The organism is Synechococcus sp. WC101, from assembly GCF_047461555.1.
GTDB lineage: Bacteria > Cyanobacteriota > Cyanobacteriia > Thermostichales > Thermostichaceae > Thermostichus.
Window position 1 is genome coordinate 1 of sequence record NZ_JANSHG010000048.1, and the last position, 14,861, is coordinate 14,861.

At 61.6% G+C, this 14,861-nt stretch carries 17 protein-coding genes; 9 read left to right on the forward strand and 8 right to left on the reverse strand.

Annotation, left to right across the window (positions count from 1 at the left end):
• The first annotated feature begins 78 nt into the window (after window positions 1-78).
• On the forward strand, window positions 79-621 hold the full coding sequence (locus NW809_RS04990) for an arylamine N-acetyltransferase (protein WP_011431033.1): 543 nt from the start codon (window positions 79-81) through the stop codon (window positions 619-621).
• Window positions 622-664: 43 nt separating this feature from the next.
• Window positions 665-2,305, forward strand: a complete 1,641-nt coding sequence (locus NW809_RS04995) for a 2-isopropylmalate synthase (RefSeq protein ID WP_011431034.1) — start codon at window positions 665-667, stop codon at window positions 2,303-2,305.
• 24 nt (window positions 2,306-2,329) lie between these two features.
• Here NW809_RS04995 and NW809_RS05000 read toward each other — a convergent pair whose 3' ends face one another.
• The 5 genes from NW809_RS05000 to NW809_RS05020 all read right to left on the reverse strand — a co-directional run bounded on the left by NW809_RS05000 (window position 2,330) and on the right by NW809_RS05020 (window position 5,898).
• Window positions 2,330-3,361, reverse strand: coding sequence for an ATP-binding cassette domain-containing protein (locus tag NW809_RS05000; protein ID WP_011431035.1), 1,032 nt, complete (start codon window positions 3,359-3,361; stop codon window positions 2,330-2,332).
• A gap of 132 nt (window positions 3,362-3,493) precedes the next feature.
• On the reverse strand, window positions 3,494-3,697 hold the full coding sequence (locus NW809_RS05005) for a phycobilisome linker polypeptide (protein WP_011431036.1): 204 nt from the start codon (window positions 3,695-3,697) through the stop codon (window positions 3,494-3,496).
• A gap of 140 nt (window positions 3,698-3,837) precedes the next feature.
• Window positions 3,838-4,323 carry an allophycocyanin subunit beta gene (apcB, locus tag NW809_RS05010; RefSeq protein ID WP_011431037.1) on the reverse strand — a complete coding sequence of 162 codons (486 nt, stop codon included), beginning with the start codon at window positions 4,321-4,323 and terminating at the stop codon, window positions 3,838-3,840.
• A gap of 60 nt (window positions 4,324-4,383) precedes the next feature.
• Entirely contained in the window at window positions 4,384-4,869 is a 486-nt protein-coding gene (gene apcA / locus NW809_RS05015) for an allophycocyanin subunit alpha (RefSeq protein WP_011431038.1), read from the reverse strand.
• Between the two features lie 321 nt (window positions 4,870-5,190).
• The gene (locus NW809_RS05020) at window positions 5,191-5,898 is read right to left on the reverse strand and encodes a hypothetical protein (RefSeq protein WP_414401661.1); all 708 of its coding nucleotides are present in this window, start codon (window positions 5,896-5,898) and stop codon (window positions 5,191-5,193) included.
• A 537-nt stretch (window positions 5,899-6,435) separates the two neighbouring features.
• Here NW809_RS05020 and NW809_RS05025 point away from each other — a divergent pair.
• The 7 genes from NW809_RS05025 to NW809_RS05055 all read left to right on the forward strand — a co-directional run bounded on the left by NW809_RS05025 (window position 6,436) and on the right by NW809_RS05055 (window position 12,594).
• Window positions 6,436-7,698 carry an HhoA/HhoB/HtrA family serine endopeptidase gene (locus NW809_RS05025; protein ID WP_011431040.1) on the forward strand — a complete coding sequence of 421 codons (1,263 nt, stop codon included), beginning with the start codon at window positions 6,436-6,438 and terminating at the stop codon, window positions 7,696-7,698.
• Window positions 7,699-7,849: 151 nt separating this feature from the next.
• Window positions 7,850-8,749: a glycine betaine ABC transporter substrate-binding protein gene (locus NW809_RS05030; protein WP_011431041.1), complete on the forward strand. Its 900-nt coding sequence runs from the start codon at window positions 7,850-7,852 to the stop codon at window positions 8,747-8,749.
• Between the two features lie 21 nt (window positions 8,750-8,770).
• Window positions 8,771-9,739, forward strand: coding sequence for an ABC transporter ATP-binding protein (locus tag NW809_RS05035; protein WP_414401662.1), 969 nt, complete (start codon window positions 8,771-8,773; stop codon window positions 9,737-9,739).
• Complete coding sequence (locus NW809_RS05040) at window positions 9,736-10,353, forward strand: ABC transporter permease (protein WP_414401663.1); 618 nt, start codon at window positions 9,736-9,738, stop codon at window positions 10,351-10,353. Before NW809_RS05035 ends, NW809_RS05040 begins: the two co-directional genes overlap by 4 nt.
• Window positions 10,354-10,550: 197 nt before the next feature.
• Window positions 10,551-11,141: a sigma-70 family RNA polymerase sigma factor gene (locus NW809_RS05045; protein ID WP_011431044.1), complete on the forward strand. Its 591-nt coding sequence runs from the start codon at window positions 10,551-10,553 to the stop codon at window positions 11,139-11,141.
• Window positions 11,142-11,176: 35 nt separating this feature from the next.
• Window positions 11,177-11,929: an anti-sigma factor domain-containing protein gene (locus NW809_RS05050; RefSeq protein ID WP_168173337.1), complete on the forward strand. Its 753-nt coding sequence runs from the start codon at window positions 11,177-11,179 to the stop codon at window positions 11,927-11,929.
• A gap of 5 nt (window positions 11,930-11,934) precedes the next feature.
• Window positions 11,935-12,594 (forward strand): VanW family protein, encoded by a 660-nt coding sequence (locus NW809_RS05055; RefSeq protein ID WP_228375280.1) that lies wholly within the window; start codon window positions 11,935-11,937, stop codon window positions 12,592-12,594.
• A 93-nt stretch (window positions 12,595-12,687) separates the two neighbouring features.
• Here NW809_RS05055 and ubiE read toward each other — a convergent pair whose 3' ends face one another.
• The 3 genes from ubiE to NW809_RS05070 are packed head-to-tail and all read right to left on the reverse strand — an operon-like array spanning window position 12,688 to window position 14,571.
• Window positions 12,688-13,398: a bifunctional demethylmenaquinone methyltransferase/2-methoxy-6-polyprenyl-1,4-benzoquinol methylase UbiE gene (ubiE, locus tag NW809_RS05060; protein ID WP_011431047.1), complete on the reverse strand. Its 711-nt coding sequence runs from the start codon at window positions 13,396-13,398 to the stop codon at window positions 12,688-12,690.
• 51 nt (window positions 13,399-13,449) lie between these two features.
• A complete protein-coding gene (locus NW809_RS05065; protein ID WP_143597179.1) occupies window positions 13,450-14,235 on the reverse strand; it encodes a hypothetical protein in 786 nt (261 codons plus the stop codon).
• 57 nt (window positions 14,236-14,292) lie between these two features.
• Window positions 14,293-14,571 (reverse strand): hypothetical protein, encoded by a 279-nt coding sequence (locus tag NW809_RS05070; protein ID WP_099812897.1) that lies wholly within the window; start codon window positions 14,569-14,571, stop codon window positions 14,293-14,295.
• Window positions 14,572-14,861: the final 290 nt, after the last annotated feature.

Consider the following 14,861-nt stretch of genomic DNA (forward strand, 5'->3'; position numbering starts at 1 on the left):
ACCCCTTCGTCTCACCGCCTATCCCCCATCCCGCCAAGCTGCGCTGTGGCGGGAGTACCCCGGAGGTTCTGATGGCTGGTGGATGTGGGCTATGGAGATGCCTTTCGGGAGCCGTTGCGGCTGGGGGATCCCGGCATCCAAGCCCAGGCGGAAGGGCGCTACCGCCTCATCCCCTGGCCCGCAGCTCCCGCACGCTACTGGCGGGTTCAACAGGAACGACCGGATCGCACCTGGAAAACCCTCTTCCTGCTGGATCGGATCCCGCGTCAACTGCAGGAGTTCGAGCCCATGTGCCGCTTCCACCAAACGTCGCCGGCATCCAGGTTGACCCGCCTGCGCCTGTGCAGCCTGGCCACCCCCAGCGGACGGATCACCCTCACCGCCTCCGCCAATGGCTCCGTTTTTAAATGGATCGAAACTACCCCAGAAGGCCGCCGGGAACGCCTGCTCAAGGACGAGAAAGAATACGAACACCTGCTCGCTTGCGCCTTCGGGATCCGCCTTCCCACAACCTCTTCTGCCCCTGAGAGAAAGATGGCAAGACCTACAGCCGCTCCGACAGAAGCCCGCCAGCTCTCTTCCAAACCCGATCCAAAACCCTATCCAGCAGTGCCAGAATAAGATGTCAAAATAAAGAACACTGTCTCGTTGTCCGACAAAGATTATGGATGCTGCGGCGGTTTCCACATTTGATGGCCAAGCCCTGGATCACGTGCTCATTTTCGACACCACCCTGCGCGACGGGGAGCAGTGCCCCGGCGCCACCCTCAACACCGAAGAAAAGCTGGCCATCGCCCGGCAACTGGCCCGGCTGGGGGTCGATATCATTGAAGCTGGGTTTGCCTATGCCAGCCCCGGGGACTTCGAGGCGGTGCAGAAGGTGGCCGAACAGGTGGGCACCCCCGATGGCCCTGTGATTTGCAGCCTGGCCCGCGCCCTCAAGGCCGACATCGAAGCGGCAGCCGAAGCCCTCAAGCCCGCCGCCAAGCCCCGCATCCACACCTTTATCTCCACCTCCGACATTCACCTCAAGTACCAGTTGCGCAAGACCCGCGCCGAAGTGCTGCAAATTGCCGAGGAGATGGTGGCCTACGCCAAGTCCTTCGTGGACGATGTGGAGTTCTCCATGATGGACGCCACCCGTTCCGATCCGGAGTTTCTCTACCAGGTGATCGAGGCAGCCATTCGGGCGGGAGCCAAAACCATCAACATCCCCGACACCGTCGGCTACAGCATGCCGGAAGAATTCGGCCAACTGATCAAGGGCATCCGCGAGAATGTGCCCAACATCAAGCAGGCCATCATCTCCGTCCACGGCCACGACGACCTGGGGGTCTCGGTGGCCAACTTTCTGGAGGCCATCAAGCAGGGGGCGCGGCAAGTGGAAGTGACCATCAACGGCATCGGCGAGCGGGCCGGCAACGCGGCGCTGGAAGAGTTGGTGATGGCCCTGCATGTGCGCCGCAGCTACTTCAACCCCTACTTTGGCCTGCCGGTCGACTCGGAAAAACCCCTCACCCACATCAAAACCCAGGAGATCTACCGCACCTCCCGCCTAGTCTCCAACCTCACCGGCATGTTGGTTCAGCCCAACAAGGCCATTGTTGGTGCCAACGCCTTTGCCCACGAATCGGGCATCCACCAGGACGGCATGCTCAAGAACCGCCAGACCTACGAGATTATGGACGCTCAGACCATCGGCCTGCAATCGAGCACGCTGGTGCTGGGCAAACACTCGGGCCGCAACGCCTTCCGTACCCGCCTCCGGGAGTTGGGCTTCGAGCTCTCAGAGCAGGATCTGAACAAAGCCTTCCTGCGCTTCAAAGAGCTGGCAGACAAGAAGAAGGAGATCACCGACCTGGATCTGGAGGCAATCGTCAACGATGAGACCCGCCCCGTGCCCGATCTCTACCGTCTGGAGCACGTGCAAGTGGTGTGCGGCAACCACGAGACCCCCACGGCCACGGTGCGCCTGATCACCCCTGAGGGCGAAGAGCGGGTGGACGCCGCCGTGGGCACAGGCCCGGTGGACGCGGTGTACAAAGCCATCAACCGCATCGTCAACATCCCCAACAAGTTGATCGAGTTTTCCGTCCAGTCGGTTACCGCCGGCATCGACGCCATGGGGGAAGTCACCATCCGCCTGCGCCACGAGGATCGCGTCTTCTCTGGCCACGCCGCGAATACGGACATCATCGTCGCCTCGGCCCAAGCCTACATGAACGCCCTCAATAAGCTTTACGCCGCTCTGCACGCAGCCCGCTCGACGGCTGAGCAACGGCAGGCCGCCACCCAGAAGATCTGATGGGCTACCGACAGGAGCGCCCCTCTAGGACCCGGCCGCAGGGATCCCTTCCGCAAACACCCGCCTGATTACTTCCTCAATCGGCGGGTCTGTTACCGTCAAGTCCAGCACCTCCAGATCTGCCAGGAGCTGGGCAACCGTTTGGGTGAGGTGTTCCCGCCGCACCCACAGCCGCACCTCACAGCCGCTGCCGGGATCCCCCTCGCTGCGCAGCTCTCCATAGACTTGCAATTGGGCGAGGGGGCAGGGGCGGGCCAATTCCAGCTTCACCTCGCGATAGGGGGCAAAGCGCTGCCGCAGCTCCTCGAGGCCGCCATCGTAAATGAGTTGCCCGGCGCTGATCACCAGCACCCGTTCACAGAGCGCCGTAATGTCGGCCATGTAGTGGCTGGTCAACAAGACTGTCGCCCCGTAGCGGCGGTTGTAATCCCGCAGAAATTGCCGCACGGCGGCCTGAGCGTTGACATCCAACCCCAAGGTCGGCTCATCTAAGAACAAGATCTGCGGCCGGTGGATCAGGGCCGCCAGCAGTTCCGCCTTCATCCGCTCCCCCAGAGAAAGCTTGCGCACCGGCTGCTTCAGCTTGCCCTGCAGGTCGAGGAGCTCCGCCAACTCCCCCACCCGCTCCCGAAACTCCTTTTCCGGGATCTCATAAACGGCGGCGTTAATCCGCAGGGAGTCCATTGCTGGCAGATCCCAGATAAGCTGTTGCTTCTGCCCCATCACCAGGGTAATCTGCTGCAGAAAAGCCCGCTCCCGCCGGTAGGGCACATGGCCGACCACCTGCAGCGTGCCCCCGGAAGGATAGATGAGACCCGCCAGCATTTTGAGGGTAGTGGTCTTGCCTGCCCCGTTCGGCCCCAAAAAACCCACCACCTCCCCCGGCTGAATCTGGAAGCTCATCGATTGCACCGCTGGGATGTAGTGATAGGTACGGCGAAAAAAGTGGCGCAATGTACCGATCACTCCCGCTTCCTTAATGGCTACCGGGTAAACCTTGCTCAGGTCGCGGGCAACGATGATCGGCTCAGGTCGGATTGGCACGTCAGACAACATAGCTCCTCACCCCCCCTAAAAAATCAGATCCGCTAGCCCAACTTCAAGGGCAAGCCTCCTGAGGCTGGGCATGTCGGATCTGGCTGGGGGTATTCTCAGGATCGGAGGAGAAACAGCGAACAGGCAGGGGAACTACAGCAGTCCTACGTCTATCCCAGGCTTGCCGGCGACCAGCTCCACCTTCAGGATGCGGCCACCCGACTTTTGGATACGCTGCTGCTCCCGAAACCAGTTGTCGTAGGGCACCAGCTTCGTGAAGTAGGTATTTTGCAGCTCCCGCTGGGTGCGAATGCGGGTTTGGCTGGGCACACAGGCCGTGATCTTAAACATGCGCATGATAAAGGATCCCTGCTGACAGCAAAATGAACTGGCTTGACCAACAAAACAGGCGACTCACCTCAGAAAGCTCGCGTACCCCAGTTAGCACACCAGATCCCTGCGGCAAATCGCCTGTCATGCTCGCTAGACAATGAACCTTAGCTCAGGCCGGAGCAGATGTAGTCGAAGTACACACCCATTTCCTTGCCAGCTTCAGGCCCCACCAGGGCGGCGGTCACTTCTTTCATGGCTTGGATGGCCTGAATGGTGGCTCCAATCGGCACCCCCAGCGAATTGTAGGTCTCCTTGAGCCCGTTCAACACCCGCTCGTCGAGGATGGAGGGATCCCCGGCCAGCATGGCGTAGGTGGCGTAGCGCAGGTAGTAGTCCATGTCGCGGATGCAAGCAGCATAGCGACGGGTGGTGTACATGTTGCCACCGGGACGGGTGAGATCGGAGTAGAGCAACGCCTTGGCCGCCGCATCTTTGACAATGGTGGAGGCGTTGGCCGCGATGGTAGCAGCTGCCCGCACCCGCAGCTCGCCCGTGGCGAAGAAAGCCTTTAACTTCTCCATGGCCGAGCTGTCGAGATACTTGCCCTGGACGTCGTAGCTATTGATCACAGCGGTAATTGCGTCTTGCATGATGAGCTTCCTAAATCTCTAATGAACGTTAAACAGTTGCGCGGTCAGAACAATGAGGGATTAACTCATTGCCCCCACCACAAAGTCAAAGTAGTAGCCGGCCTCAGCCGCGTCCTCAGGAGACAACAGACCCATGGCCACCTGCTTCATTTGGCGGATGCTCTCGGCCACCGCCGGAATAGGCGTGCCCAAAGAGTTGTACATCTCCCGCACCCCCACCAAGCCGATCTCCTCGATCGGGGTGACATCGCCAGCAACGATCCCATAGGTGATGAGGCGCAGGTAGTAGTCCATATCCCGCAGGCAAGTTGCCGTCATCTCCTCTCCGTAAGCATTGCCACCTGGGGAGACGATGTCAGGACGCTTCTGGAAGAGTTGATCGGCAGCTTGCTTGACGATGCGCTCACGAGACTCGGTCAAGACTTGAGCGATGCGCAGCCGCTTCTCGCCGGAGGTAACAAAGGACTTGATCCGATCCAGCTCCCCCGGGCTGAGGTAGCGGGCCTCTGCATCCGCATTCACAATCGATTTCGTGACAACACTCATGGACATCCATCCTCAAGTCAATTTTTTAAAGAGTATGGCGAGCATACCCGCAAGCTATTTTCCGACATGCTTGCCGTCTGCCATCTCAGATCTTCACACTTCTTAAAATGTCTCCCAGGAAAGGAGCACTCCCTTCCCGCCAAGGGGGAGGTTGGTTAAGCGTAAAACAGCCCCCGATGGTCTGGCCGGAGTAGCCCCAGGCAGCCGCAGATTGACCAACCCCTGCTCAGCTTTTCGGAGTGGTCAACAGCTTGAGGATGGGCAGTGTGGCAAGGGATGGCGGTCGGCGCTGGGGAGTTAAGTTTTGCTTTTCAGGTGTCGCTAGGGCAGATAGGGCTGAAAGTCCTGAGTGACCGTCAGGGTCAAGTTGGCGTTGGGATCGATCACCGCCACCTCTGGCGCCGTCACATTGCCGATTACAGCCCCCGCTGCCGCTCCGCCCAGCACCTTCTCCGTCGAGATCACCCGGTCGCCAAACAGGCCGCCCAAGATCGCCCCTGCCGCCGCCCCGATCAGGGCATCCTGCACAACTGCCTCTGCAGAAGTGTGGCGGGGATCCTTGCGCAGCGGGATCACCTGGCTTTGGGCGTAGAGAGGATAGGATTGGCCGTTGAAAATCAAAGCTCTCGAGACAAACTGAGTGCCGCCGCTCACCGGCTGAAATTGGCCTTCCAAAACGGCCCCCGCCGGGACGACCGTGTTGCCGTAGATGTCCCGCAGAGGAGTATCCAAGCTAAGGCTGACGGCACGGGTTTCCCCAGGGGCAATCAAGAGGGTTTCTGGAGAGCGATGCACCGCCTGGATCAGATCCCCAGAGCGCAATAGCAACGTGGTTTGCAGTTGAAAGGGCTGGCCAGGTTGCAGGGGTTGAGGGCCAGGGGGAAGGGGGCGAGGATTCACAGGGCGCCATCCCTCGCCGGGGGGCGGTGGTGGCAAGGGCCCCATTTGCGCCAAAACCGGGCTGGCCGCCGGTAGCCAGAGAAACCCACCGAGCAGAGGAGCCAACAGACGACGGGCTGGGTTGGTCATGGTCTTACCCCCGATCTACCACTTCTACGTTAGCTGTAAGCTGGCCAAAGCTGGGAACAAAAGCCTCGTCTGGCCTTTATCCCCATCAAAGCCAGTTGGATGTAGGACGGGCTACTCTAGGCGAGCAGATTCCGCTACTCTTCAACCCAGGTAGAAGTACGGAAAAGCGCCATCGCCGCCCGTCTTGGGCTCCCTAGTGTCCATGCTAGATTAGCTCGTGGGGGTTCGGGGGGTAGATACCCCCGCGCCAGTCGCAGGCTGGTAATGATAAAACAGAGCTGGTTGTATAAAACGGCGTTGCCGGAATCTAATACAACTACGCGGTAGGGCATTCCGTGTCTGCATGCCTAAGGCACGGCACAGCCGAACGCAGAGGGTTCTTGCAATGGCTCCCCGACGAAGCGAGAAGTTCGTCCTCTAGCCAAGTTGTGTTTACTCAACAAGGTTGAGTGGCGGGAGTCTGTCATGCCCTAGGTTTCGCCCCTCGTGTGAGGGCCAAGGTATTCTTCCGATTCCAACCCCTATTCTTCTGTAGCTATGCAGCGCAGCACATCCATGCCGGGCCAGCCTTCTCCCCGTTCAGAAGCTTCTGCTCAACCTGCCCGTTCGCCTCAGCAGGACGGAGTTCGTTCTCTTTTTAAGCCTTTTGCCGTTCTCAAGTCTCTTCTCTCGCCGGTGCTGCTGGTGCTCTTGGGCATTGGGCTGGGAGCGGCTCTGGTGGGAGGCAAGGGGGTATCTGCCCAAACGACGGCAACCCCGCCCCAACTGAACCTGAATTTTATTGCCGAGGTGGCGCAAAGGGTGGGGCCGGCGGTGGTGCGCATCGATTCCGAGCGGACGGTGAGCGTCCCGGGCGCCTTCCCAGAGGAGTTTTTCAGCGATCCCTTTTTCCGGGACTTCTTTGGCCAGGTGATCCCCCCCATTCCGCGGCAGCGACGACAGCAGGGCACCGGCTCCGGCTTCATCATCAGCCCGGATGGCCAGATCATCACCAATGCCCACGTGGTCGAGGGATCCGACAAGGTGACGGTGACGCTCAAGGATACCCGCAGCTTTGACGGCAAGGTAATCGGCACCGATCCGGTGACGGATATCGCCGTGGTGAAGATCGAGGCCCAGAACCTGCCGACGGTGAAGCTGGGTCGCTCCGAGCTCCTCGAGCCGGGCCAGTGGGCCATCGCCATCGGCAATCCGCTGGGGCTGGACAACACCGTAACCGCCGGGATCATCAGCGCTTTGGGCCGCTCCAGCGGCGAGATCCGCGTGCCCGACAAGCGGGTGTCCTTTATCCAGACGGATGCGGCCATCAACCCCGGCAACTCCGGCGGCCCCCTGCTCAACGCCCAAGGGGAGGTGATCGGGGTCAACACGGCCATCATCCAAGGGGCGCAGGGGCTGGGCTTTGCCATTCCCATCGAGACGGCCCAGCGGGTGGCCAACCAGTTGATCGCCCGCGGCAAGGTGGATCACCCCTACCTGGGCATTCGTATGCTCACCCTCACCCCCGACCTGAAGGAGCGCCTCAACCAGGATCCCAACAGCCGCATCTTCGTGACGGTGGATCAGGGGGTGCTCATCGGCGAGGTGATCCAGGGATCCCCGGCAGAGCGGGCGGGCCTGCGCGCCGGAGACATCATTCTCGCCATCAATGGTCGCGCCGTCACCACCGCCGACCAAGTACAACAAGAGGTAGAGCGCACCGAGGTGGGCAGCACCCTGGAGCTGGAGATCGAGCGAGCTGGGCGGCGGCAGAAGATCCGGGCCGTTACCGGCTCCTTCCCGGCCTCCGGCAGAAGCTAAGGGGATATTGCTGGGGGTGAGGGTTGGCAGTTCCAGCTCAGGGAAATTAATGGTTTAATGGTGGCCTAACAGTCGAAACTTCCTGGCCCAGGCCGGAACGCTCTCGGCGGGGCCGCTTGTCTTGAGTTGGGGATCCCTTCTCACCTTGCCTATGCTGAAAACCACCCGTCGCCTGGCTCTGCTGGCCCTGTCGGGGCTGGCAGCCCTTGTTCTCGCCCCTCAAGCGGGCTTTGGCAAGCCGATTGTCGTTGGCTCTAAGGACTTCACCGAGCAGTTTATCTTGGGGGAAATGTACGCCTTGGCCCTGGAGGCGGCGGGGTTGGCGGTGGAGCGCAAGCTCAACTTGGGGGGAACGCCGGTGGCCCATGCCGGCCTGTTGAGCGGCGAGATCGATCTCTACCCGGAGTACACCGGCACCGGTCTGCTGACGGTGCTCAAGCTGCCCACCAGCAGCGACCCGGCCCAGGTATACGCGACGGTGGCCCGCGAGTACGAGCGTCAGTTCCAACTGATTTGGCTGGATCCGGCCCCCATGAACAACACCCAGGCCCTGGCCATGACCCGCGCCAGAGCGGCAGAGTTGGGCATCGCTACCATCTCAGACATGGTGGCCAGAGCGAGCGAGCTGGTGATGATCGGGCCGCCGGAGTTCCAGGCCCGCGAAGATGGCCTGCCGGGGCTGCAAGCAGTCTACGGCAACTTTCGCCTCAAGGCCTACAAGGCGGTGGATCCCGGCCTGCGCTACCAGGGCTTGGTCAATGGGGAGGCGGATGTGGCGGTGGCCTTTGGCACCGATGGGGAAATTGCCGCCTTTGACCTGGTGGTGCTCAAGGACGACAAGCAGCTTTTCCCCCCTTACCAGGTGGCGCCGGTAGTGCGCAAAGATACCCTGGAAGCCAACCCCGGCATCGCCACCGCTTTGAACGCCCTTTCCCCCCTGTTGACGGACGAGGTGATGCAGCGGCTGAACTACGAGGTAAGCGGCAAGCGCAGGGAGCCGGCAGAGGTGGCGAGAGCCTTCTTGGTGGAGGCCGGCATCTTGAAAGAGTAGCCCGTTGCACGAGGCCCTGGCGTGAGCACTCTTGAGTTCGAGCGGGTATCGCTGCGCTTTCCCCACAATTCCCGTCCGGCCGTGGAGGAGTGCAGTTTTTCCGTGGCCTCGGGCCAGTTGGTGGTCATCCTCGGCCCTTCCGGCTGCGGCAAAACCACCCTTCTAAAAATGATGAACCGGCTGCTGGAGCCCACCCAAGGACAGATTCGCCTGGATGGGCAGGATATCCGCCGCTTTCCGGTGACGGCGCTGCGCCAGCGCATCGGGTATGTCATCCAGCAGGTGGGGCTGTTTCCCCACATGACGGTGGCCCAGAATGTGGCGGTGGTGCCGCGACTTTTGGGCTGGCCAAGGGAGCGCATCCGCGAGCGGGTGGACGAGCTGCTCAGCTTGGTCAACCTGCCCCCCCAAGAATACCGACGTCGCTACCCGGCTCAACTCTCGGGCGGCCAACAGCAGCGGGTGGGGCTGGCGCGGGCGCTGGCCGGGGATCCGGATCTGCTGTTGATGGACGAGCCCTTTGGTGCCCTCGACGCCATCACTCGTGGCAAGCTGCAAGACGAGATCCTACACCTGCAACGGCAACTAAAAAAGACTATCCTCTTCGTCTCCCACGACGTGGAAGAGGCGCTGCGCCTGGCAGATCGCATCCTGGTGATGCAGCAGGGGCGGGTGGTACAGTTCGACACTCCCTTGCGGCTGCTCACCCAGCCGGCCACCCCCTTTGTCCGAGAGCTGCTGGGGGCAGACGACATGGTGCGTCAGTTGAGCGTGCTGCGGGTGGAAACGGCGATGGAGCGGATCCCGCACAACCACCAGATCCAGGAGGGGGCGGTGGTGAAACCCCAGGAAACCCTGCGGCGGGCCTTGTCGCTGCTGTTGCGCACGGGGGCAGCAGCTCTCACAGTGTGGGAAGACGGGCGGGCCATTGGCATCGTTACCCTGGATCACATCCGCCATCTGGCCATGCTGGAGGGGGGATCCGCATGAGCTATCTTCTCAGCAACCCCGGCCTGGTGTGGCAGCTTACCCAAGAGCACCTGGCGATGGTGGCAACAGCCTTGGGGATTGCCCTGGTGCTGGCGCTGCCGTTGGCTTTGCTGGTGCACCAGGTGCGCTGGCTGGCCCTGCCGGTGATGGGGATCCTCAGCATCCTGTACACAGTGCCCAGCCTGGCCCTAATCGTCTTGTTGGTTCCCTACTTTGGCCTCAATGCCCGCTCGGTGGTGGTGGCGATGGTGCTCTACACGCAGGTGATCTTGGTGCGCCATTTTTACGTGGGCCTGCGCTCGGTGGAGCCTGCCATTCTGGAGGCGGCCAAGGGCTTGGGGATGAACTTCTGGCAGCGGTGGTGGCAGGTGCAGGTGCCCCTCATGCTGCCGGTTGCCCTGGCCGGCTTGCGGCTGGCGGCAATTGTGGCCATTGCCATCGCCACGGTGGGGGCTAAGTTTGGGGCGGGAGGGCTGGGCACCCTGCTTTTTGAGGGCATTGCCCAGGCCGGTCGCTACGACAAGATCTGGGCCGGATCTTTGGCCGTGGGATCCTTGGCCTTGCTGGTGAACACGGCCCTGTGGGGGCTGGAGTGGGCGGCCCGCCGCGGCTAAAGAGAGCCAGAGCCTTTTTCAAGTCGCTGGAGACAGCCCCCCTCGCAAGACGGAACAACGGTCTGCCCCTGCCATTTTACGAAGAGCTATAGCATGGACGAGAAGCCAAGTACTTCTCCAGGCGAGACGATTCCAGCCTCCTGCTATTCGGTGCCGCTTGGAAAGACCGTAGCTTTATAGAGTGGGCCTGACGCAACATGGGTGAGCAACCTCCGCTAAGGGATTGGCCTTCTCGCAGCGATGGGGAACTGATGGAGGCTATCCGAGAGAGGCAAGGGGCAGCGCTGGGGGTGCTTTACGACCGCTATGCCGGCTTGGTCTATGGGCTGGCCCTCCAGATCCTGGGCCATGTGGCCGAGGCGGAAGATCTGACTCAGGCGGTGTTTGTCGAACTGTGGCGCAAAGCCAGCTATGATCCGCAGCGGGGATCGGTGAGCAGTTTTCTCTGTCTGTTGACCCGTTCGCGTGCCATCGACCGTCTGCGTTCCCAAGACAGCTCTCAACGTCTTTTGAAGCACTGGCAATCTCTGCTCGCCGCCGAGAACAGGGCGCCGGCCCCCTTTGAGCAGCTCTCCCTCGAGGAGCGACGGCAAGCCGTACAAGAGGCCCTCGGCCAACTGCCGGAAAGCCAACGGCAGGTTCTAGAGTTGATCTACTACCAGGGGCTGAGCCAGGCGGACGTTGCCCGACACCTGGGGATCCCGCCGGCAACCGTTAAAGCCCGCGCTCGCCAAGCCCTCTGCAAGTTGCGGGGATCCCTGCGCGCGCTCCTTGAGGTTTGGAGTTAGGTTCTGTTGTCGGCCTGGCCATGTTTGCATCCCATTTGCCCCTTGCATCGGAAGAACAGGAAGAACTGGCCGGCTATCTGCTGGGGGATTTATCTCCTGAGCAGGCAAGCGCCCTAGAGGCACGCCTAACCCAAGACCCACGGTTGCTGGCGGAATTGCAGGCTTTGCAAGAAACCCTGCACCTGTTGCCCTACGGCTTGCCGGGGGTGATCCCGCCGGCCAGCTTGCGGGGCAAGGTGATGGCAGAGGCGGGCATTGAGCAGGTGCCGACACCTCTTCAGCCGGCCCTGTCCTCTCTGGGGTTCGGTCGCCTCACCGCTGAGTGGCGCTGGCTGGGGGGGTTGGCGGCAGTGGTTTTGGCCCTGCTGGTTTTCGACAACTGGCGACTGCGGCAGGCGCTCCAACTGGCCCGCCTAGAATCGGTGCAGGCGCTGGCCCATTTGCTGCAACAGCCGGGATCCCGCCTGGTCAATTTGCAGGGAGAGGCGGCAGCGGCTAACCTCCTCTATCGCCCAGGAGAGTGGCAGGAGGTGGTCTTGGCGGCGAGGGATCTGCCCCAACCGGCCCCTGGGGAGCGTTACCATCTCTGGCTCAAGCTGGAGGACGGCGAGACCCTCCACTGCGGCAACTTTCAAGTGGATGCCCAGGGATCCGCGCTTGTCGCCTTACGTCCGCCGCGCCCGCTGCCAGAGGACGCTCGCCCCCAAGAGGTGCTGGTTACGGCCCAAGCCGCTGCCGTCCCTCGCAAACCCCAGGGCAAGGTTCTTCTCAAAGCCAGGGTGTTCTAGGAGAAGTGAGGGGAAAGCTAGCGCTGCGGGGATTGGCCTTATCGGTGGGGTTGGCCCTGGCCCTGCTGGCTTTGTGGTGGATGGATCCCACCCCAACCACCCTGAGCCAATACACCACTTCCTTACAGGAGCGCACTCTCCCACAGCTCCACAACATCCGCCAAGCAGTCCAAAGCCTGGATGGGGTTTACATTCAGCCGGGGGCGGTTTTTTCTTTCAACCAGGTGGTGGGGCCGCGCACCCTGGAGCGGGGCTATCTGCCTGCGCCGGTATTCATGGTGGCCGAAACCCTGGATTCGGTTGGCGGCGGGATCTGTCAAGTCTCCTCCAGCCTTTACAATGCGGCTCTGCTGGCGGGGCTGGAAGTGGTGGAAAGGCACCCCCATTACCGGCAGGTGGAGTCGGTGCCGCCAGGGCTAGATGCCACGGTTTGGTACGGCTTGGCCGATCTCAGGTTGCGCAATCCTTTCCCTTGGCCAGTACGCCTGCGCTTTCAGATCCGCGGCCAAACTCTAATCGTGTCGGTGCTGGGACGGGGATCCCACCCTGCTCCAGCCATTCCACCCATCCGCGTAGAGCAGCGGCGACTGGATCCCCAGCATTTGCAGGTAAGCGTCTATCGCGGTAACGAGCGCCTCTCCCAAGATCGCTACGTTGCTCCCTAGCTGCCAAAACCGTCTTGGCGAAGTCCGCTGCACCTTCTGGGGAACCGCATCCTAAGCTGCCTCTTTAAGGAGCAAGGGGACAAGCCGTTTGGATCATCTTCCAATCACCAGCACCCCCATCATGCCACCGGCTAGGGGATAAAACTTGGCAACAGAAAACCCTACCTGCAAGGCCATTTGCTGCTGCTCTTGGCCAGATGGGAAACCATCCAAACTGGGATCGATGTAGGCATATTCAGATGCCAATCCCAGAGCTTGCGCCCGGGCGACGACCTGGGTGTTCAGGTACCAGCGCTGGAAGTCCGCAAGGAAAGGGATCCCTGTGGGGCGATGAAAGTCCAAGAGAGCGGCGCGACAGCCGGGCTTGAGCACCCGGTAAATCTCCCGCAACGCTTGAGGGATATCGGTTACGTTGCGCAAACCGTAGCCCATTGTAACGGCATCAAAGCTGGCGTTGGGAAAAGGCAAGGCCAAAGCATCTCCCAATACCCACTCTAGGGAGTAGCCGGGGAAAAGACGGGAGCGCCGCCGAGCAATCTCCAGCATGGCCGGGGAGAAATCCAGGCCGACCACCTGTCCGCTTCGTCCCACCCGCCGGGCCAGTTGCAGCGCCAGGTCGCCGGTGCCGCAGCAGAGATCCAACACCTGCCCGCCAGGGCCGGCGCCCGACCAGCGCACAGCCATGCGCTTCCAAACCTGATGCAGGCCCAGGCTCAGGGTTTGGTTGAGGGCATCGTAGTGGGGGGCGATGCGGTCGAATAGCTCCCGAATCTGCTCAGGGCGCTCAAAGGTTGGGCTGGGCACCGCTTCTCAACTCCGCTTTGCATCAGTCGTGGCCGCAGTCACCAGACGGGACTACTGCGGCACCGGGATCCCGCTCACCCCGACTCGGTGGCGGCGGCTGGGATAATCGGCCAGGCTCAAGGACAAAGACCGGGATCCGGCCAAGCTGGAGGCGGGGATGCGAACAGTTCCCTGGAAGACTTGGCTGTTGGGAGGCAGCTCCCCAGGCAGGCCTTGGGTGAGGGCGTTGATCGACCGTCCGGTGTCGTCGGTAACGTTCAGGAAGCTGTAGAGAAAACGCACCGTCTCCGCCGAATTGTTCTGCATCGCCACGTTCAAAACCACCTGCCCTCCCTCGCGGCGAACCGAGAGCACCTGCATGGCAACCTGCCCGCCGGCAGCCACTTGCCGAGGTGGGGGAGGTGGTGTAAACACCGGTGGCGGCGAGGGGCGCGGCGGTTGGGGAGAGGGAGAAGCAGGCCGCGGGGTGGGGGATGGGGCTGCCGCCAACTCAGGAGACAAGCGGGGGGTGGGCGTCGGGGTAGGTCTAGCCACGGGAACGGATGTAGGAGTGGAGAGAGGGGCGGGGGTGGGGGGTGGGCGCAGGCTCGCTTCCGCTGCTGCAATCACCGCGGCCTCGTTCAAGAGGGGCACGGTGCGGGGATCGCGAACGCCACGGGAGGAGGAAGCATTGCCGGCTGTAGTGACGGGAGAGGAGACCCCCGACAGGGCGCGCTGGCCGAAGAGGTAGCCCAAACAGGCGCTCAACACGGCTGTGAAGAAAAACGCACCCAGCCAAAACAGCGCTCCCAAGAATGGGGAGGTGAACTCTTGCGCTGGCCTGACCGATCTTCGCAAAGGATGCTCACTCCTGCTACCGGCTTGCTCTACCTATGATACGAAAGCGACGAGGAGCTAGGGATTCTCCGCTGGCCCAGAATCTTTGCGCTCTTGCTGCTGGGCGCAGAGAGCAGCGCTATCTAGGTTGGGCAGCCGTTCCCCCAACCACCAGCCTGGATCCTCCCAGCTCAGGGATCGCAGCCACTTGGCGGCGCGATCCGCCAAGACCAGCCCCAACAAAACAGGAGCGGTGGTGATCCCCAGCGCTAGGCTTAGCCAAAGGGGCGGAGAGGACTGGGAGGTGGTTGGAGAAGCCTTTTGGTTGGGGAAAGAGGCCGACTTGGGATCCGTCATGTCTGCTTTTTGAAGGTGAATTCTCTATCTCAACCTAGCCTTAATTGAGCCTTATCGTGGTTCCAAACTCGTGACATCCTCTCCCGCTAAGCCCTGACGGGCTGTAGACGGGAGCTTCCGAGAATCACTTCTCGGAGTTGCTGCTTCAACGGACTGGTAAACCAGGATCCTCCACAGCCAGAGAGCGGCAGTCCCACCGCCCTGAGTCCACGTTTCAAAATCTCGATAGCAGCGTTCAAGTCTCTGTCCCACGACCCGCAACGAGGGCAATCATGCACCCGTTCCGACAA